This window comes from Bacillota bacterium (assembly GCA_018333655.1).
Taxonomy (GTDB): domain Bacteria; phylum Bacillota; class UBA994; order UBA994; family UBA994; genus BS524.
The window spans coordinates 1-17,699 of the sequence record JAGXTJ010000012.1 but is presented as its reverse complement, the minus strand read 5'-3'; the positions used below and the strand labels follow the sequence as shown (position 1 = coordinate 17,699).

General features: G+C 51.4%; 18 protein-coding genes. 4 read left to right on the top strand and 14 right to left on the bottom strand.

The window, feature by feature from the left end:
- Positions 1–226: 226 nt before the first annotated feature.
- The 8 genes from KGZ92_02930 to KGZ92_02895 all read right to left on the bottom strand — a co-directional run bounded on the left by KGZ92_02930 (position 227) and on the right by KGZ92_02895 (position 7,250).
- A complete protein-coding gene (locus KGZ92_02930; GenBank protein ID MBS3888242.1) occupies positions 227–970 on the bottom strand; it encodes an NERD domain-containing protein in 744 nt (247 codons plus the stop codon).
- A 210-nt stretch (positions 971–1,180) separates the two neighbouring features.
- Positions 1,181–1,699, bottom strand: coding sequence for a hypothetical protein (locus KGZ92_02925; GenBank protein MBS3888241.1), 519 nt, complete (start codon positions 1,697–1,699; stop codon positions 1,181–1,183).
- Positions 1,700–1,838: 139 nt separating this feature from the next.
- A complete protein-coding gene (locus tag KGZ92_02920) occupies positions 1,839–2,810 on the bottom strand; it encodes a phosphotransferase (protein MBS3888240.1) in 972 nt (323 codons plus the stop codon).
- Positions 2,811–3,134: 324 nt separating this feature from the next.
- Entirely contained in the window at positions 3,135–3,809 is a 675-nt protein-coding gene (locus tag KGZ92_02915; GenBank protein MBS3888239.1) for a M48 family metallopeptidase, read from the bottom strand.
- Positions 3,810–3,999: 190 nt separating this feature from the next.
- Positions 4,000–4,842, bottom strand: coding sequence for a nucleotidyl transferase AbiEii/AbiGii toxin family protein (locus KGZ92_02910; protein ID MBS3888238.1), 843 nt, complete (start codon positions 4,840–4,842; stop codon positions 4,000–4,002).
- A complete protein-coding gene (locus tag KGZ92_02905) occupies positions 4,839–5,435 on the bottom strand; it encodes a type IV toxin-antitoxin system AbiEi family antitoxin domain-containing protein (GenBank protein ID MBS3888237.1) in 597 nt (198 codons plus the stop codon). Before KGZ92_02905 ends, KGZ92_02910 begins: the two co-directional genes overlap by 4 nt.
- A 321-nt stretch (positions 5,436–5,756) precedes the next feature.
- Positions 5,757–6,605: a DUF3360 family protein gene (locus KGZ92_02900; protein MBS3888236.1), complete on the bottom strand. Its 849-nt coding sequence runs from the start codon at positions 6,603–6,605 to the stop codon at positions 5,757–5,759.
- 51 nt (positions 6,606–6,656) lie between these two features.
- On the bottom strand, positions 6,657–7,250 hold the full coding sequence (locus KGZ92_02895; GenBank protein ID MBS3888235.1) for a DUF3360 family protein: 594 nt from the start codon (positions 7,248–7,250) through the stop codon (positions 6,657–6,659).
- Positions 7,251–7,550: 300 nt separating this feature from the next.
- Between KGZ92_02895 and KGZ92_02890 the strand changes: the two genes are divergently transcribed.
- Together KGZ92_02890 and KGZ92_02885 are read left to right on the top strand one after the other, a co-directional pair.
- Positions 7,551–9,086, top strand: a complete 1,536-nt coding sequence (locus KGZ92_02890) for a hypothetical protein (protein MBS3888234.1) — start codon at positions 7,551–7,553, stop codon at positions 9,084–9,086.
- A 167-nt stretch (positions 9,087–9,253) separates the two neighbouring features.
- Positions 9,254–9,433 (top strand): hypothetical protein, encoded by a 180-nt coding sequence (locus KGZ92_02885; protein ID MBS3888233.1) that lies wholly within the window; start codon positions 9,254–9,256, stop codon positions 9,431–9,433.
- A gap of 231 nt (positions 9,434–9,664) precedes the next feature.
- Here KGZ92_02885 and KGZ92_02880 read toward each other — a convergent pair whose 3' ends face one another.
- The 4 genes from KGZ92_02880 to KGZ92_02865 all read right to left on the bottom strand — a co-directional run bounded on the left by KGZ92_02880 (position 9,665) and on the right by KGZ92_02865 (position 13,908).
- Positions 9,665–10,105 (bottom strand): GTP pyrophosphokinase, encoded by a 441-nt coding sequence (locus tag KGZ92_02880; protein ID MBS3888232.1) that lies wholly within the window; start codon positions 10,103–10,105, stop codon positions 9,665–9,667.
- Between the two features lie 526 nt (positions 10,106–10,631).
- Complete coding sequence (locus KGZ92_02875) at positions 10,632–11,804, bottom strand: ABC transporter permease (protein ID MBS3888231.1); 1,173 nt, start codon at positions 11,802–11,804, stop codon at positions 10,632–10,634.
- On the bottom strand, positions 11,791–12,915 hold the full coding sequence (locus KGZ92_02870; GenBank protein MBS3888230.1) for an ABC transporter permease: 1,125 nt from the start codon (positions 12,913–12,915) through the stop codon (positions 11,791–11,793). The genes KGZ92_02875 and KGZ92_02870 overlap by 14 nt, the downstream gene beginning before the upstream one ends.
- A 12-nt stretch (positions 12,916–12,927) precedes the next feature.
- Positions 12,928–13,908 (bottom strand): ABC transporter ATP-binding protein, encoded by a 981-nt coding sequence (locus KGZ92_02865; GenBank protein ID MBS3888229.1) that lies wholly within the window; start codon positions 13,906–13,908, stop codon positions 12,928–12,930.
- 114 nt (positions 13,909–14,022) lie between these two features.
- Between KGZ92_02865 and KGZ92_02860 the strand changes: the two genes are divergently transcribed.
- Positions 14,023–15,105, top strand: coding sequence for a hypothetical protein (locus KGZ92_02860; GenBank protein ID MBS3888228.1), 1,083 nt, complete (start codon positions 14,023–14,025; stop codon positions 15,103–15,105).
- The gene (locus tag KGZ92_02855) at positions 15,083–15,706 is read left to right on the top strand and encodes a response regulator transcription factor (GenBank protein MBS3888227.1); all 624 of its coding nucleotides are present in this window, start codon (positions 15,083–15,085) and stop codon (positions 15,704–15,706) included. Before KGZ92_02860 ends, KGZ92_02855 begins: the two co-directional genes overlap by 23 nt.
- Before the next feature lie 328 nt (positions 15,707–16,034).
- On the opposite strand, the gene KGZ92_02850 is transcribed toward KGZ92_02855, so the two are convergent.
- Together KGZ92_02850 and KGZ92_02845 are read right to left on the bottom strand one after the other, a co-directional pair.
- On the bottom strand, positions 16,035–16,421 hold the full coding sequence (locus KGZ92_02850) for a VOC family protein (GenBank protein ID MBS3888226.1): 387 nt from the start codon (positions 16,419–16,421) through the stop codon (positions 16,035–16,037).
- A gap of 55 nt (positions 16,422–16,476) precedes the next feature.
- On the bottom strand, positions 16,477–17,160 hold the full coding sequence (locus tag KGZ92_02845) for an SdpI family protein (protein MBS3888225.1): 684 nt from the start codon (positions 17,158–17,160) through the stop codon (positions 16,477–16,479).
- Positions 17,161–17,699: the final 539 nt, after the last annotated feature.

Genomic DNA, 17,699 nt, shown 5'->3' with positions numbered 1-17,699 from the left:
TCCTGCTGTAATGGCCGCTATATAATTCGACAGAGAAGGACAGCCTACCTCTCTCGCGCTGCACTGCATCCGCAGCTTGTAACATTAGCCTGCACCACTACGGCCGCCCTTATTGCGCACACAAAAGGAACTTGAGTAGCCTCTGTAAAGCTAGTCAAGTTCCTTCTTACTGGCTATCGCGATGCTACTAGGGCAGCTTTGGCCACCGCATTCTCAATGCCCTTGCTTAAGAACTCCTGCCCCCGTGTTTCTGTTTGATATGCGCAATATGAGCATCTTTGACTGCCTGGTCAGCTCTAGCATAATGGCTAAGCAATTCATAGGCCCTGTCTACTGTGTTTGGGGCAAGGGCACCCATGGACTGAGCTTGATGCAAATCACGACTGAGCTGCTTCTTTAGCTCTCCACGCTTAAGCACACGCACATCAAGTGAGCTGACCTTTACCTGTTGGAGATTGCACCCTTCGCCAAAGACGATGTAAGAACGGATTAAAGAATCGTCGATCTCTGCTGCTTCTAGCGCCTTCTTAACGGCGCTAATATGCCCACGATTTTGCCAAATGGGGTTAAACATCTTGTGCTTGGTGCGTTTATTGAGCACTTGAGTCCACATCTGGTTTTTCTCATCGCCATATATCCAACCACTGTAGTTCTTGGATTCAAACACAAAGATCCCCGCTTCATGCACCATGATGACATCCACTTCGGTAGTGCCACCATCACCCTTCGGCAGGTATACGTTAGCTAGCAGATGCTTATGCCCCGGGCACTTCTCAAGTACCTGGTAGATCAAGTACTCTCCGTACAGGCCCGTGTCAAAGTACGTCTTTAAGAAACCGTTCCCTGTGGCGTCGTAGTACTTAGATTGCTTAAACCGCCTATACTGCCACCACACGTACAGGGCAAGCGCCAGCCAAACCGGCCAACCCACCGCCACCAGCTGCAACAAGGCAAAAATTAAATCCATCATATCTAACACCTCACCAACACTTTACATCTATCTCCTAAGATTCGGCTCATTTATGCTGTCACCTGCATAATGTAGCTAATGTTATAAACCTTACTGTCACAATGTCATTATTGATGCCACGCACCAAAGAACCCTGCTACTGTCCTTGAGACTAGGCAACGGCACTACACGTACAAAGCGTTCAGAAGATTAAGGTCTGTTAGTCTGCCCTCATTGGTTTGCCGTCTCGCCCATGTGTGCGAGCCACTGGCGGACCTTATCTCTCGCTTCCTCGGGCTTCAAGGGGGCGCGCTCCTTAGGGTCCCATTTTGATATGCAGGCTAGGCTACCAAGCACCTTTCCACCCTTGCCCTCGATCCGACGCGTCACTGAGTCAATAAATATCGGCGGTACTTGCTCGGAGGCCAAGGTAAAAAACAGCCACACCTTCTTGCCCCTAAAATTAGCGCGGCTTAGAAAACTGTTGATGGCAGGGGTGGTTTTGCCTGCCCAAACCTGTGCGCCCAAGATAACGGTGTCATACTCTGCCATGTCGAAGTCCATAGGCTTTATGGCGCTCTTCTGCCCCAAGACTGCCCCTAGCGCAGCCCACATGATGCCCTTTAGGTCTCGCGGCCGCATTTCCTCGATGCGACGAATGTCGTACCCGGTCTGCTGCTGAATTTCCTCCGCCACGACTTTCGTGTTCCCTGCACATGAGTAGTAAACTACTAGGCTCTTCCCGGTCACGATTAGTCCCTCCCTAATATCAATAAATCAGCTATGTGGTGAGTTTACGCATTGGGTTCACTATAGCTGGCAAAGGCTGTCTACCCCGCCATTCGCCCTGCTCCCGGGGGGTACGCTTGTTGGACCAAGAATGAACAAACTACCGGAGCCCAAATCTCACACGCCGCTGCTCGCACGCTACGTAGAGACGTGAACGCAGATCAGTCATCCATGACGGTTCTTCTCCAAACCCTTTGTCGCTAGCAGAGCGAAGGGCTCGAACAAACAAGTAAAGGTCTTGATATCGCCTGAAGATGGGCAAAAGGGCTAGCTGCTGGTCCTCTAGCTGATGTTCTGCACGGTAACCTACCACAAAACGCTCGTAGGCAAGTGCAGAGTCATCGCCTTCGTAGCTCGCCAGCGCCGTGGCAACGTCCATGGTGAACCAGTGATACACTGCATCGTCGAAGTCAATGACGCTAAGCGCCGCTGTAAGCGGGTCGTAGTAGACGTTGTCAGTCTCAAAATCATAATGGATTAGGCCATACGTTGCTGGGGTCTGGGGCAGAGTGCCTAGCAGGTCTGCTACAGTGGCAAGCTCCTTTCGAGCTAGATGCTCATCTGGGAAGGCAGAGAGAACATCAGCCATGTAGCGAAGTCGCGCAACGTGACTGTGGCGCGTATACATCGCTGGCTTGTAGTCTGTACTAATTCTGTGCAGCCTCCCCATTGCTTGACCCCAATGATAGAGAAGCTCCGGGGTCAAGTTTTGCCGCGCAAGGCTCTTACCCGGGACGCCAACAAAGGCGGTGGCGTAGTACCTGCCCTGCGGCAACTCCACAACCTCAAGTGCATTGCCTAGGCGAGACTCTACGGGAATCAAGCAGGGGTACTCACTGACACGCAAGTAGCGCAGAAACTCAAGTTCGGCCCTAATCTGCCCCTCCTCTTTCTCGCCATGCGGAGCAAAGCGCAAGAAGTGAAGTATCCCCTTGTTCTTGTATGGATACACTGCATTTGCAGAAATGCGATAGTGATCTAGGAGACTCAAATGATCCTGATCATGCTCCCACCGCGAGAGGATGTTTTGGGCTAACTCTCGATCATCAACCAGGTAGCGTAGCTTAAGCATTGGGCAAACCCTCCTTGATAAACCGTGTATGACGTGGTTTTTTTACTGTGCCGCATCGAATTGCACATAGAACTAGCCTCGCCTTGCCTCACGGGTGCTACTGCAGAGCAGGCGGGGAAGGCTGGCACGGCGGGCCTGATCGACTGCGTACGATGTGTACCTCACGCTAAAAGAAGCGGAGCTAGAAGCCAAGAACACTAGCAAACATTTTTTTGCATGACGTGGTGTTTTCCGCCCTGCGGCGCAAGGCTCATGCCAAGGCGACGGAGGATGTATAGGCGGCTAAAGCCGCTTGACGGACCTGTGCCATGTCTACATCATCCATCAATCCCAGTCCTCGAGGCTTAACTTTTTCTGCAAGGCCTTTAAGCGCTGCAAGCGCTCTTTGTAGTCGGGCAGCATGCCAGCCACAAGCGCCCAAAATCGCTCGGAGTGGTTCATCTCGGTGATGTGCGCCAGTTCGTGAATAACGACGTAGTCTACGACAGCATCTTCGGCCATGATTAGACGCCAGGAGAAATTCACGCTCTTATTGCTGGAGCAACTTCCCCAACGGGTTGTGGCGCCGCTGATTTTAACGGCGCTAGGCATGACCTGCATTTGTTTTGCGAAATGCAGCACTTTATTAGTCAGGTCGCGCTTGGCAAGCAAACGGTAGACCTGAACACAGGCGGACTTGATTCGTTCGGGCGACATGTCGGGCGGCATGTAGAAACTCGCTCCATCGAAGCCTACCCGACTGCCGGATTTGACAACAATTGGATATTTCTTGCCAAGATACAGTACCATATCGCCATAGTTTACTGAAAATGCCGCGCGCTGCTCTTGTTTTTCGCTTACTATCGCCAACTTATCTGTTATCCATTTTTCTTTGGAGAGCACAAATTTATCGATGTCACTCTTAGATAACTTCAGCGGCGCACGGACATCCACCTTGCCGTTCCTGACATAAAGAGCGAGAGTTTTGCGATTGGAACGGTTGAGTGTGTAGTTGATCATGCATTCATTATCCTTTCTGCTAGGCAAACTTCGGAGTTACACTTTAAACTGCACTAAAATTCCGTTCTAACATTCGCAACAAAGTCCTATTTGGCCAATAATACCTGACTCACCTTCCTACCATGTCTGAGGACAGCGGAACTCATCGCCTGTGAGGTCCGCTGTTACCGTTCACTGATCCCCCGCGCGATCAACTCATTACGAGATGACAGAGTTGTCTAACCGCCATCATTAGTTCGTTCCAAGTTACATCGGTGGCATATTCAAACTTGCGCTGGTAGTTCTTCCACAATACTACCATTTCTGCACTCGACTGAATCTCATGCAGTATGGACTCTGCGTCTTCTACCGCTGCCATGGAACCGCGTCGCTTAGTAGTGTTGTTGAAGGCGTTGCGCAATACAGCGGAATCGATATTATGTTGCTGGGTCAAGGAAAGTACGTAAATGTCGTAGAAATCCCTCATACGGGTATTGGCCGTTCCCCGAGACAAAAGCGTTTCAAGCTTCTCGGCTAGAACGGTCTCCAAATTATAAGCAAGTATTGAGAACGAGCGATCCTCAAACAGTAGTTTGAACGAATAGGTGATTTCCCGGGGAGTAATTACATCACCCGTCGACAAGTCAATCTTCAAAGGAATGTGCATGGTTTCAAGCGTGCTGTCGAGAATCGCTCTTACGCCGAGATAGTCGGCATCAGCCATGATCGGTGCAACGCTCATGACCTCAAATTTAATCCCGTCCTCAATCTGAATAGACACAATCTCGTCGATTATCCTGCGCGCGCTTTCAACAGTTAAGGCAGTATTCTTTAGAGTCGCATCAAGGTCCATTGTAGAGCGGTTATCAAGTCCAACCATAGCTGCCACAAGGGTACCGCCCTTCAGAATCAAATTGTTACTATGCTTAGACAGGGCGATACGCTCAAGGAATCGCTCCATGGCATAGTGGCGAAGGATAATCTGTGCTCTTGCACTGTCCCCCTTTGACAGATTGCGTACCAACGCCTTGAGCTGGCGCGAAGTCTGTATCATGGGAGCAACACCTGCAGGTATTGCCTGACCGTTTTTTCAACCGATAGTGCGTTGGCATAACGCATTAACAAAGGTATGTTCTTGTTTTTTCGTTGCACATACTCCCGAAATGCGCTTTGAATGTCCTGAATTTCAATTTGCCTTCTGCTCCGGATCAGGTCACAGATTGTACGTTCCGGGTTATAAACCCTCAGCGCCTGCCCAGCGGGAGACTTCGCTTCAGCAATACCCTCATAGAAAAGGCTTTCTCTGATTTTATATACCTTTACCCCCTGGCTTGTGAGCCCACTTGCGTTTGTCCCAGCCTTAAGGGTGATGGAGTACCTAAATGGTTCCCGCTCAGCAAGGTTTAAGAGGTACAGCGCAGTCTCATGGGAGAACACAGCTTGAGGGTATCGCGTTTGAATGACGTACATCCCGTCTTCCCAAGTATCCTGAGACATATAGAGGCCATGGGCGACCCGTTTGAGTCCACGCCTTCGCACATATTCACGAAAATAAGGCCTAGAGATTCCAGCGGCTACGGCTTCGCACGATTTAAGAAAGCCATTATTCTGCTCTAAAATACAATCAAGTACTGCAAACTTACCCACATATCATCACCTAACTTTCATGCCCTGATTATACACGAAAAGAGCATCAAAGGTAATAGATTTTCCATCAAAAGCACAAAGGACCCGTTAAACACAGCCGAAACAACCGCAAACCAACACGCCATCTGCCAACTTAGTAGCAACTCGCACGTCAAACAACAGGGAGCACATGCCAGTGCACTATGCCCCCTTACCAAATGACTATGTTTGCTATCGATGGAACTTAGGAAGATGCACTGTACGCGTCATGAGTGTGTAGTTGATCATGCATTCGTTATCCTCTCTGCCAGGCAAGCTTCGGGGTTACACCTGAAAGCTGCACTAAAATTTGGGGACGCCAGGCAACAACCCCACCCACCCCATGATTACGAAAACAATTACTAGGACCACCGCCGATATAACGAGCTGCGTAGTGCGTGACATTACTTGGCGCATCTTTTCAAGTCGCTCGGGTTCGATCGGCCCTAACAAGCCAAAGTTTTCCATAGCCATGGCCAGCGCCCATCCGATGACCGGATTTATAAATAAGCCTGTGCCCAAACACATGGCTGCTCCCTGCGCGTCCCGAACTGTTCGCAGCAGTCGCATGCCTATCTCAATAAGAGGCACAAACACACCGAACATCAAACCAATTCTGACCACCGGTGGAAAGTTGTAGATATCCAACAGATAACCAGAAAGGCCCGATATCACAAAGAGCATCCCCGCTAAGATCTGCCCGGCAACAAGTGGTCTCTTAATGATACTGGCCGGAATGACATATGTACCCATCGGGTCGGTGAGGACGGCGTCGCCAAACAGAGCTACGATGATTTGTCTTATGCTGAGCGCCTTGAAAGTATCGTCGATGTGTAGAATTGCTTTCTCCGTGCCTGCTGGGTAACCTGCGCGCTGAAAGGCTATCAAGCCTAAGGCGTCAGGCGGCCACATCACTACACCGATTATCGCAAAGGGTATGACCGCAATGAAGTTCTCAAGCGTGGGCAAGCCAAGCATCCACCCTGTATTGGTTCCCCACCAGTAGAAAGGATTGAAATTAGGGATACCGGGGCTAGTCACAAAGCGGAACGGCGCCCCTAATGCCAGGGCCACAATTGAGCAAGCCGCCGTGCAGGCCGGAATGGCCGCCCAGCGCGCTTGCAGCTTAGTCAGCAAGGCATATATTAGCAAACTGACTAGCGCCATCGCTACAAAGAGGTAGTCTATCCCCAGTTGAACGGTCTAGGTGTTGAGAGCCCTAATCTGACTTAGCATACCATCAACGCCAAACAAAATCAGCAGCCCCGCGATGACTCCGTTTGGCGTCAGCGCTTGCAGCACTGCTCCCCCTTTGATAAAGCTTAACAGTAGCCCGAGTCCTCCCATCACCAACCCCATGGCCAAAGGGTGCCCTCCTGCTGCCACTATCGCTGGCACCAAGGGAATCATCCAACCATGATGCCCAATGCCTCCTAGTCGCGGATTCAGAAACATAAAACCCATGATAATAAGTCCTACTAGCACCAACTCGAGCCTTACGTTCTCGAGTAGCAACTGAGCGGGCAAGCCAAAGCCGCTAACATAACCACCAATAATGCCAAAAGATAAAACGGAGCTGCCTATGGTTGCGGCCACCGCAGGAATTAAGTCCTCCCATTCAAACCTGAAATCTCGTCCGGGCTTTAGGAATCCCCATCGCTTGTCTTCAAGGTTCGTTATCTGGAGCTCATGGTCCAAGTACTCACTTCTGCTCTTAAACTCTTTAGCCGGCCGATGAAGCTTTTCGTACCTCCTCTCTCCCGTTGGCGGTTCGCTGTTAATCAGTTGCTCTGCCATTTGGTCTCCTCCTCCACACCTACTCCCGCCGTCTTTGACGGGGCACTGAATTTCACAAGAGAAATGCAAACCCATGAGGCACAATTTAAAGACTCTTGTGATTATTCTTGCTACACCCATTTTGACATACATTTGTCGTTTCCTGCTGCAGGGCAGGAATCTTTTTGCCAGCTCTATGTCGCTCTAGGCTAGCATACTCTCTAAGGCTTTATCAGCGCTAACTTGGCATGTATTGACGCGGACTACTAGTAATTGCATACTGGAGATAGATAAAGTAGCAGGCAAAAATGGAGGTTGTATATGCGAAAACTACTGCTTTCAATGTTGTGCATTGTAACTCTAGTAGCTTGTCGCCATGCTACATCACCCCCGACAGTGACACCTCCGCAGAATAAAGCGGTTTTGGTCAGCGCCACGGCATTTATAGACGGTCATAGGTATGATTTGTCTCCACACACTCCTTACTCCCTGCTCTACATGGCCGGACACGTTATTTTCGAGTACAGCAAATCTGTCGACGCCAGTGGGATAGAGGGCCTTGAGGTGCTAGAAAACAACATCATCAAACTCCCCTTGCCGAGCCAAGCAACCGCCATTGCCACGCCGGAGGGGCTTAAGGACAAGCAGGGCAATGTTCTAGACCAAGTCACCTTTACCCTAGAGCGCTACCATGGCTTTCAAGGGTACAATGCCCCCCTACCCACGGTTACTTGGGAATCCGGCCTCATCAGGGAAACACTGCAATTAGGCAGCTACGGGACCATCGTTATGCCGGGAGAAAAGATTGTTTTTAGGTGGGATGTGCCCGTTGACAAGAACTTCGTCGTCGACAGATTGTCCCGGCAGCTCGCCGAAATATCCCATGATTTCACCTGGCTTGACGACATGACCCTAGCTTTCGCAGTCAAGGCTTCAAAGAACAACTATATCTACCTTGCTCTGAACCCTGATGGTCCAAGCCCACAATGGGAGTTTAACTTGGTAAGCCCACAAAGGTTAGTAGTGCTTGATAGCACTGGCAAAGAGCTGTTGTCACGAGACGTCCCCATAAGCACCAGGCAAGCGATCGGCATGACTAAAGATTTCAGCCACGCTCGATTGGCACGAAGCATACACTTTGGCTGGCTCAACCACGGTGTTCGGGAGTACAAAATGAACATCGCCACCGGAGCGCTCAGCGCGCCCGTAGTTCATAAGGAGCAGAGGGCTTCTCTGTCTATCCTAGATTGGGCCGCCTATACGCCGGGACGCTCCTGGGATGACTCACGAGTGGCAGTGTATAGCGACGGAGTAATCACGTTGACAGATACCAAGACTGGCGACACCCGCAGCATTAGAGTAGGCACAGTCTCAACTGAGGGCGACTTTCCTTCCCCCTACTGGATTTTCTGGGCCCATGATGACAGCAAGTTATTCTACGCCGCCAGTAGCCCTGACAGACTACAACACGGCATCTACATGGTCGATCTTGCTACCGGGAAAGAAAAACTCCTGGCACCAAGCCATACAGTGTTCAGCATGTCTCCCTTTAGTCCTCACCTGTATGTGAACGGATGGAACAACGAGACAAAAACGTGGGGCATTATGGATTACAGCGGAAAGACCATAGAACTTGGTAAGCCTAGTGAGCATGCGGTTTTGGCTAAGTGGATAGACAAAGACAGAGCCTTGGTTAACAAGAGCTCTGCGCACAACATTCATTTCCCTGACGGTAAATGTTACATCTACCATATCAACGAAGATAGATGGGAGTACATCGCCGATGGGTACGGATTTGACTACGATGCCAACTCAGGCCGCATCTTTCTGCTGCAGGAAAGGCCGTTGCCAAGATAACTATGTCCGGAGGGTAAGTCCAGGGTTTAGGAGGACACAGAGCATATATGAAAAGAATACCTAACCCAAACTGCAGAAGGGTCCGCGGTAGCCACGTTTTGGCTGTTACTTGCGCGCGCTGCAAGACTTTTATTGCCCACTATCAGAAAGTAGGAGAAAGCAACTTCGTGAAAATGTATAACGAGCGCATCATCGACGGCGCGGTAGATTTTTCGCAGTACCACGGGGCCCTCTTCTGCCCGAGCTGCAAGGAGCGGATTGCCACACGTTATATGACCAAAATGGACAATAAAGAAGCCTACCGGCTTGTACCGTCTGCGTTTCACAAGAAAAAGGTAACTAATTAGATAATACATTTTACGGCCAAAGCCCGGGGGCGCAGAAAGGAATGCACCCACAGAGCAGGCCCGCGAAACACAACGAGTTCCCCATAGGTACAAAGTTTAAGCGCAGTGTAGGGCACTCTGCAGGATTTCTAAGGTCTCCTCCCTGCTCACCAAGCGATCTGGCCGTCTCAATGCCATGCTAGCGACCTTCTTGTGGTGAGCCGTCTGTGACAGGGGCATAGTCATGATGCACTAGGCATTAAGACCTCGCAGTGGAAAGGCTTTACTCAGCCGGTCCGCTGCTCGCTTATATTTCTCTAAGTTTCGGTAGTTGTCCGCCGTGGGGTTCGCAAGCCGGGACAAATCCATGTTGTCCTGTAGATCAGCCAGCTTAACTCTGCAAGCTAACTCGCTTTCCAAAACTCTGCCAATGTAGTCGTCGTATGCTTCGTTCGTGCACTTGGTTAGCGCGGCTAAAGTGCTGAGGACTTCTTCCGAAAAGCCTTCTGCCCTGAGGTTTTCCATGCTAACACCGGAGTCCTCGACGACGTCATGCAACACCGCGCAAATTCGCGCGGTATCATCGCTTTGGGCAAACATCACCCGCAGCGAGTGAAGTATGTAGGGGCGCAGGCCCTTGTCCTCCTGCAGTTCATGTACGGTAGCAGCTATACGAATGGCTTTAGCAAGCATGTTAGCCTCCCCCATCCTATGCATGCCATCCTCTGGCGAGTCAATCATCTTGACTATACCTCCCCTGCGTTATCCCCTTCCTTATTCGGCCACAATCTGTAAAATCCTACCGAAGGGCGGTCAGAGCAAGCACATAATCGAATTGATGTCCCAAACATGAACAACAGAAGGGACGGCAGAATCCAACAAAAGGGATGGTTATTTTTGGAGATTGATCATCCCATTCGCTCGCAAGTTAGTCGTCTTGCAGCGCCTGATACACCTTGGTAAACGAGAAGATTTCGGGGTCGCGCCTCTACTGCGCGGCTCTGTCTATACCGTGCAGGGCAGAAAACTGATTTAAGGCCCGCCGATGCAGGCGATTTTAGCGGGCCGAGAATCACAACGTAGAATTAACCGGCGCTGCTCGCCTGACGTTCTGCTCTTGGCATATCCTCACCTCATGGCTGCATAACCTCGCTCTCGACAAATAAACGAGCAGAACTGTCCCTCTTGGTTGTTATATCTTGTTGCCAAGGACAAGAGATTAGGAACCTGGGGCACGTTTACCTTTTTCGACGGCAAGGGCGATGACGACAAAGGCGGCGGCGAAACCAAGTTGTACCGCGAGTGAGGAGAAGAAGCCCGACAGCGTAGTAAGGTTAAAGGTTGTGAGCGCCGTAATCGCCGCGTTAGCGCGCACATACCAGTAAGTCGGGGTAAAGCTCGCCACCCTGAGCACCGCAACCCCTAGTAACTCTTGCGGCACGAAAACGCCGCTGATAAAGCTTGTGCCTAAGGCCACTACGTTCGCAGCCGCTAACACCACTTCTTTGTTCTGAGTGAGATTCCCCAGTAAGTACGCCAGCCCAGCAGCGCTTAGGGTGAAGACTAGGGAGTTAAGAATATAGAACCACGTGGCACGGCTGGCGATCTCCTGATGGCCAAACATCAGGCTAACCACCACTAAGACCCCCCAACTCGCCAGCGCAAAAACCAAGCAGGCGAGATAGCACTGCAGGCTGATGGTGCGCGGGTTAAGCGGCGAGCAGAGATTGCGCTGTTTAATCTTTTCCCCGCCAAAGGCGATAAAAATCGCTGCGACGCCTACAGTGATGACAAACAGAATGGTGTAGGGCAAGAAATTAAAGTACATGCCGAGGCGCCCGCGATTCTGTGCCGCGACCTCTGGCACGGCAAAGCGCACCTCGACTGCTTGCGATAAGTCGTCGAGGGCAAAGGCCACCTGTTGTTCTAGGCTTAGGCCTGCCGTAACTTCTGTGTATAGGCGCAGTAACTCTAAGTAGCGCTCGACACGCAGGTCGATGTATACGGCGCTTGACGAACCGGCAACGCTTGTTTTTGATAGTAGCATGGGGGTGTTCTGCAGGAATGCCTCCGTAAACCCCGCCGGCACGCGCAAAATATAATGGATGCGGCGGTAGAACAACTCCTCTTGCAGCTGTTCCGCGTTGTCGGGCAGCGCAACAAAGTTCACCTGTGTGGCTAACGCCTCGCGCAGGCCGGCTACGAGGGCCGTCTCTTCGTCTGTAAAAAGGACGATGTCTACCCTCTCCGGCGCAAAGGTACCTCCGCCCACTGCTGATGGGCGATACACGAAAGTCATGATGATAGAAACGGCGACGAAAACCACAAAGTAAATGACGATGCCGGGGAGATTGTTCTTAATTATCTTCAGGCAAACCTTAAATGCTGACATAAACGCGCCTCCTAACCACGCAATATGTGCCGCACGTAAACAGAATCGTAAACACAACTAGCCCGACCACATTGGTCACAAATCGCTCGTAGGTGTCAAAGTAATATAGGGTGTAGAATGCATCGGTGATGTGGTGCGCGGGGTTCATTAAGGCCAGCCAAGGGGTGTGAGTCTCGACAATGTACTTAAGTTCGGCCACGTTCATGCCGGCGAGGCTGGCGCCCGCCAAACTTACTGCCAGCAAAATGCCCTCTTTAAGGCCTGTGGTTCCCCTTACCAGGGCGGTCACAAACGCCCCAAAGGTGATGCCGAGCAGCGTACACAACAGGATGGTCACCACTACCCAAGGGGTTCGCGACCCGAAGTCAACGTCTAGGAGCAGCACAAGAAAACCGAAATAAAGCAGCAACTTGCTAAACTGCAGGATCAAAGCCGCACTAATGCCCGCAGCCAGCACTTTCAACTTGTGGACGGGTGCTAGGCTCACGCGCGCGGCATGATGCGAGAGGTTAGCCTCGATAGCACTAATTTCGCTCATGCCAACATATCCCCCAAGCAGGCAGGTCATGGCTAGTAGCGACAGATAATGGATGATCATGAAGTTGTGTGTGCCGCGACCGAGCGGGTGATCCACCAAGAACTCGCGCTCTTCCGCCAGCAAAGAAGCAAGCCTACCTACCGCCGCCGGGTTGTCGGAGGCAATGCGCGTTACCGCGGCACTACTCTGCAGGTAGCTATCGACAAAGGTCTTAAGGATACTCGCCTTGAAACCGCCTTCATTGATGCTTAGCGTCAGCGGTCTACCGGTAGCGATAACGCCATGCACTTCCCCTGCCGCCAACAGCGCGAGCCCCTCGCTCTCTGTGGCGCGTACAAGATTAAACAGCCTGTCGTCGCCCTGGGCTAACGACTCAATTAAGGCCACGAATGCCTCGTCTCCCCCGCTGTCGACTAGTGCGGTGTCGATAGGCGCAAATCTCTCCCCTGCCTCGATCTGGGCAAACGCTAGGGAAAAGAGACCTGCCAACACCATGGGAAAAACAAGCGTCCAAAACATTGTTGTCTTATCAGACAAGAGAATCTTCAGCCGATACTTAAAGATATGTGCCATACTATCTCCCCCCTAATCTCGCAGTTCTTTGCCGGTAATCTCGAGGAAGACGTCGTTGAGCGTGGGGCGCTCAGAGTAGATGCGACCAAACCCGACGCTGTGCTGCTTTAGCCATTTCAAAATAGTCTCCAGCCCACTCATGCCCTTTAACGCCTTGACCGTAAGCACATTTTCGGCATAGCTTACAGCAAGGATGTTTGGCAGCTCTCGCAATGTGGCGAGTTGTGCTTCTGTGAGTCCATGCACCTCGGCGGTTATCTTTTCGCCCAAGGAAATCATGTCCTTTAGCTCCTCTTTCGTGCCGCTAGCAACTACTTTACCCTTATCAAGGATGACTACCCGCGTGCAAATCCGCTCCACCTCCTCCATGTAGTGAGAAGTGTAGAGTACTGTGGAGCCTGCGCGGTTCAGGCGCATTATGCCTTCTAGGATATTGTCTCTGCTCTGCGGGTCTACTGCTACAGTCGGCTCGTCAAGAATGATAAGTTTTGGCTTGTGAGCGATGCCGCAGGCGATGTTAAGTCGCCGCAAGAGACCGCCGCTCAGCTTTTTGGGGGCGAACTTCTTAAAGTCGGCTAACCCGACAAACCTGATGGCCTCGTCTACAAGAGCCCTCCTTTCTTTGGCGTCGGCAATGTAGAGCCCGCAAAAGTAGTCGATGTTTTCCTGCACCGTAAGTTCATCAAAAACCGCCACATGCTGCATGACTACGCCGATGCGCTTTTTAATCGCGTAGGCGTCGGGGCGCATAGGCTCGCCAAAGACGGTGATTTCGCCTTTCTCGTAGGTCAAGAGCGACAAAATACAGTTGATGGCAGTGGTCTTGCCCGAGCCGTTTGGCCCAAGCAACCCAAGCACCTCACCCTCGCGCACCTCAAGGTTTAGATGGTCGAGCGCTAAGAGCTCTCCATAACGCTTGACTATGTTCGTCGCTTTAATACTCAAGACTATCCCTCCAAGCTGTTTCTTCACCCCTATTCTAGACCAGCGCATGACGTGGTGGCAGTGCCCCATGTCACTAGGTGGGGGTGTCAATTGTCACAATTTTGCTTGTGGCCACCGCCCCCGGGTGTTAGACTGAAATCAAAGAAACCGACAAGGTGGGCCATGGAAAAATACGATCTTCCCCACAAGCTTACGCTCTATACCTGTTGCGCCTTACTTAGCCTGACGCAACCACTCGGGGGTTGGCACGTGGTACCCCTGCAAGTGAGCGCAGTTGCCGTAGGGCTGCTAACTTTCTATGCCGACTCAAGGCGACAGCTAGTTGTAGCTGGCGTGTTTATGGCAGCCTGCGTACTCTACTGGCCCTTATGCGCATTTATCCCAGCGATTATTTACGACACTTACACCAAAGAAGGGCGTTTCATCATCTTGGGCGCGCTCGTGCCACTGCTGGCCGCGAGCACGTTCAGCCACTTCTTTCTGATTAACGTCGTGATCTTGGCCGCCATAGCGGTTCTGCTCAAGCATCGCACGCTAAGTTTTGCCGAGCTACGCGCGCACTACCTGTCGCTCCTAGACACAACGCGCGCAATGGCCGCAGAAATAAAGCAGCAGCACATGCTGTTGCTGGAGCGGCAAGACGACGAGATCCGCTTAGCTCGCCTCGGCGAGCGTAACCGCATCGCCAGAGAAATCCACGACCATGTAGGGCATAGACTGGCGAGCGCAGTGCTGCAGGTAGGCGCTATGCTGACGCTAAAGCCGGAGCAACATTCGCTGGTCACGCTTAAGGATACGCTGAGTGCGGCTATGGACGATATCCGCAGCAGCGTCCACAACTTGTACGAGTCCTCGGTAGACCTCACCGAACACTTGGCGCAAGCGGCCGCCAGCCTTACCTTATGCCGCGTACAGCACAGCATCTACCTAGAGAGCGAGCCGAGCGTGGCGATGAAATACGCCTTCATTGCCGCGGCGAAAGAAGCCTGCTCCAACATCGCCAAGCACTCGGACGCCACTTTGGTGCGCCTAGCCCTGACCGAGCACACTTCCTTCTACCAGCTGATTATCGCCGACAACGGTAGTTCCCCGAGCGCAGATTACGGCAAGGGCATCGGGCTGAAGAGCATTGCCGCGCGCATCGAGGCCCTAAACGGGCAGTTTTTAGTGCGTACAAATCACGGTTTTGAGATTTTCATAACAGTACCGAAGGAGGCCGCAGGTGAGGCTACTCGTAGTGGATGATGACCCGATTGTCTGTCAGTCGCTAAAGACTATTCTCGAAGCTACCCCCGAGCTGCATGTCGTGGGCATAGGGCATGACGGCAGCGAGGCAGTTGCGCAGTATGACGCGCTAATCCCGGATGTGCTGCTAATGGACATCCGCATGCAATCCCAAACCGGCCTTGAGGCCGCGGCGCTCATCCTGGCTGCACACCCTGAAGCCAAGATTTTATTTTTGACAACTTTTTCTGACACTGACTACATCGTGCAGGCGTTGCGCCTAGGCGCCAAAGGCTACATGCTAAAGCAACATGTAGAAGGCATTGTGCCCGCACTTAAGGCAGTGTGCCTTGGCCAGCGGGTCTTTGGCGATGAGATAGTGACAAAACTACCCCCTCTGCTATCGGGAGACAGCAAAGGGGGTTTTAGGAGCCGCCTGCTAACAGAAAAGGAGAGCGAGATTTTGCGCTGCCTAGCCGCTGGGTTGTCTAACCGGGAGATTGCCGCTACGGTATTTCTCAGCGAAGGCACAGTGCGCAACTACATCAGCGTGATGCTCGAGAAACTCGCGCTGCGCGACCGCACCCAGCTCGCCATATTCTACTACAAGCACAAAGAGTGACGCAAAAAACAAGAAACCAAAGGAAGCACAAGAAGGATGGTTCTTTTTGGAAATCCACTCGGAACTCGACCATCCCGTCCTCTCGCAAGCTAGTCGTCTTGCAGCGCCTGATACACCTTGGTAGACGAGTAGATTTCGGGACCGCGCCTCTACTGCGCGGCTCTTTCTATTTCGTGGGGGGAACAAAACTGCTCTAGGGCAGGCCTATGTAGGCGAACGGAGCGGGCCGCGATTCATTACGTGGTAGTTACTAGTCCTGCTCATCTGACGTCTGCTCTTGGCATATCCTCACCTCATGCCAAGGCTGCCTCATGTTCTCCAATGTTTCCTATTCTTTAAAATGAACAATTTCCCACAGATGGCCATCTAAGTCCTTGAAATAGCCGGAATACCCCCAATCGTAGTCTTTCGGCACGCCGGTCAATGTGCCGCCGGCGTTTTTGGCCTTGTCTAATATGTCATCCACTTCTTCTCGGTTAGCGGCGGCGTGGCTGATGCAGGTTCGGGCGAATTGACTATCTCCCGAAAATCCTGCGAATTTTTGAAACTCCTCACGAAGAAAAAGTGAAATAGGTACCCCGTTTTCTGGCTCAATGGCAATATGCCCTTCGCCCTGCGTTATTTTGCCTTCAATGCCCAATCCGTCTCTGTAGAACTTTAGAGCCCTGTCTAGATCTTCTACACATAATGTAATAATGCAAATCTGTACTTTCATCCTTCATTCCTCTTTTCTGCTATGTGGAGCTTCGACAAAGAAAACCTCGAATGGGTCAGCGGCAACTCAACCGTTGATGTTCCCTATACGACTCATAAAACAAGTACAGCAAGAGCAAAACTGTCACCAAACCACTGGCAATAAGTCGTGAGTCAGCGGTTAATGGCGGGATGGCGAGAATGAGGTAATTTAGCCCACTGGCAATTAGGAAAGGCAGCCTGGCCTTTCTATGAGTATAGTCCCACACCTCTTTTGATTGCAGCGTCCACCGACTTCGTATACCCACCACCCAATTAGGCTTCAACTTGTGAATGAACAGACCGCACAAGATATACAAGGGAATAAAGAACAACACGAAGTATTGGCTGGCATCTAGGCCTACAAGGCGAGCGTTCATGGCATTGGGGGTGACGTACATCATTCTCAGAAGCAGTTGCAAGAAGTGTGCGTATACGAAAATAATAGCCGCAATCGAAATCACGGGGCGCGCTTTACCCATCACATTGTCACGACTGTATGACCAGGCAATCCCTGCTATTAACAAGGAAAGCACAGCCCCGATGATGATCATATTTTCCTTGCCCCACCATCTTGTTATGTTTCCCCTAATATCCATATGCATTGGCACGCGGTCAGGCATAAAGTACAACAATAACAAGACATAGACAAGAGGAGTGAGGGAAAAGAACCACAGAACGTGACTGTCCGCAACAATCTGTCGTTTTTTGGCATTCTCCATCAGGCAATTCAACCTCCTTAACTATAGAATCGGCAAGCTCAGCATCAATCTCCGGGCAGTCGCAAAGGTATCTTTGGCAAACTTGTACTTCTCATCAATCACCGCCGACGATTCCCCCGCAGAGAAGGGGCTTCAGCAGCTAGTGGGTCTGCCAAGCTTCTTACGACGCTCTATTTCTGAGGCCTGACCCCATCGTCCCCTTTTTCAACATCCAATGCTTTCAAGCTGTCAGTAACAACCATATCAATTTCTTGCTATCCGATTGCGTATGTTTACTCTTCTGCTGCGCTTAAGTGCTTATCGACGTCGCGCCCCCGTACATTATGCGGATAATCGCGACGGACTCCTTTGCTTAGTCCGGCAAATAAAACACCAGATAATTATCGACCGGCATAACGCGCAAACCCCTTAACGTAAGCGTCAAATACTGCACACCTCGCGCCTGGTCCTCTCTCATGAGATACTCTGTTCATCAGAGTTTGTGAGGGAGGATTTATTGTGACCAAGGATGCCTTAAGAAAAGTTACGTGGGAGCACCG

Bases quoted from the DNA above. Each gene is read 5' to 3' on its own strand.
- KGZ92_02920 (MBS3888240.1), bottom strand. From the start codon at position 2,810: ATGCTTAAGCTACGCTACCTGGTTGATGATCGAGAGTTAGCCCAAAAC.
- KGZ92_02895 (MBS3888235.1), bottom strand. From the start codon at position 7,250: ATGGCAGAGCAACTGATTAACAGCGAACCGCCAACGGGAGAGAGGAGG.
- KGZ92_02865 (MBS3888229.1), bottom strand. From the start codon at position 13,908: ATGCGCTGGTCTAGAATAGGGGTGAAGAAACAGCTTGGAGGGATAGTC.
- KGZ92_02910 (MBS3888238.1), bottom strand. From the start codon at position 4,842: ATGATACAGACTTCGCGCCAGCTCAAGGCGTTGGTACGCAATCTGTCA.
- KGZ92_02870 (MBS3888230.1), bottom strand. From the start codon at position 12,915: ATGGCACATATCTTTAAGTATCGGCTGAAGATTCTCTTGTCTGATAAG.
- KGZ92_02930 (MBS3888242.1), bottom strand. From the start codon at position 970: ATGATGGATTTAATTTTTGCCTTGTTGCAGCTGGTGGCGGTGGGTTGG.
- KGZ92_02880 (MBS3888232.1), bottom strand. From the start codon at position 10,105: ATGCTTGCTAAAGCCATTCGTATAGCTGCTACCGTACATGAACTGCAG.
- KGZ92_02915 (MBS3888239.1), bottom strand. From the start codon at position 3,809: ATGATCAACTACACACTCAACCGTTCCAATCGCAAAACTCTCGCTCTT.
- KGZ92_02860 (MBS3888228.1), top strand. From the start codon at position 14,023: ATGGAAAAATACGATCTTCCCCACAAGCTTACGCTCTATACCTGTTGC.
- KGZ92_02845 (MBS3888225.1), bottom strand. From the start codon at position 17,160: ATGGAGAATGCCAAAAAACGACAGATTGTTGCGGACAGTCACGTTCTG.
- KGZ92_02850 (MBS3888226.1), bottom strand. From the start codon at position 16,421: ATGAAAGTACAGATTTGCATTATTACATTATGTGTAGAAGATCTAGAC.
- KGZ92_02890 (MBS3888234.1), top strand. From the start codon at position 7,551: ATGCGAAAACTACTGCTTTCAATGTTGTGCATTGTAACTCTAGTAGCT.
- KGZ92_02875 (MBS3888231.1), bottom strand. From the start codon at position 11,804: ATGTCAGCATTTAAGGTTTGCCTGAAGATAATTAAGAACAATCTCCCC.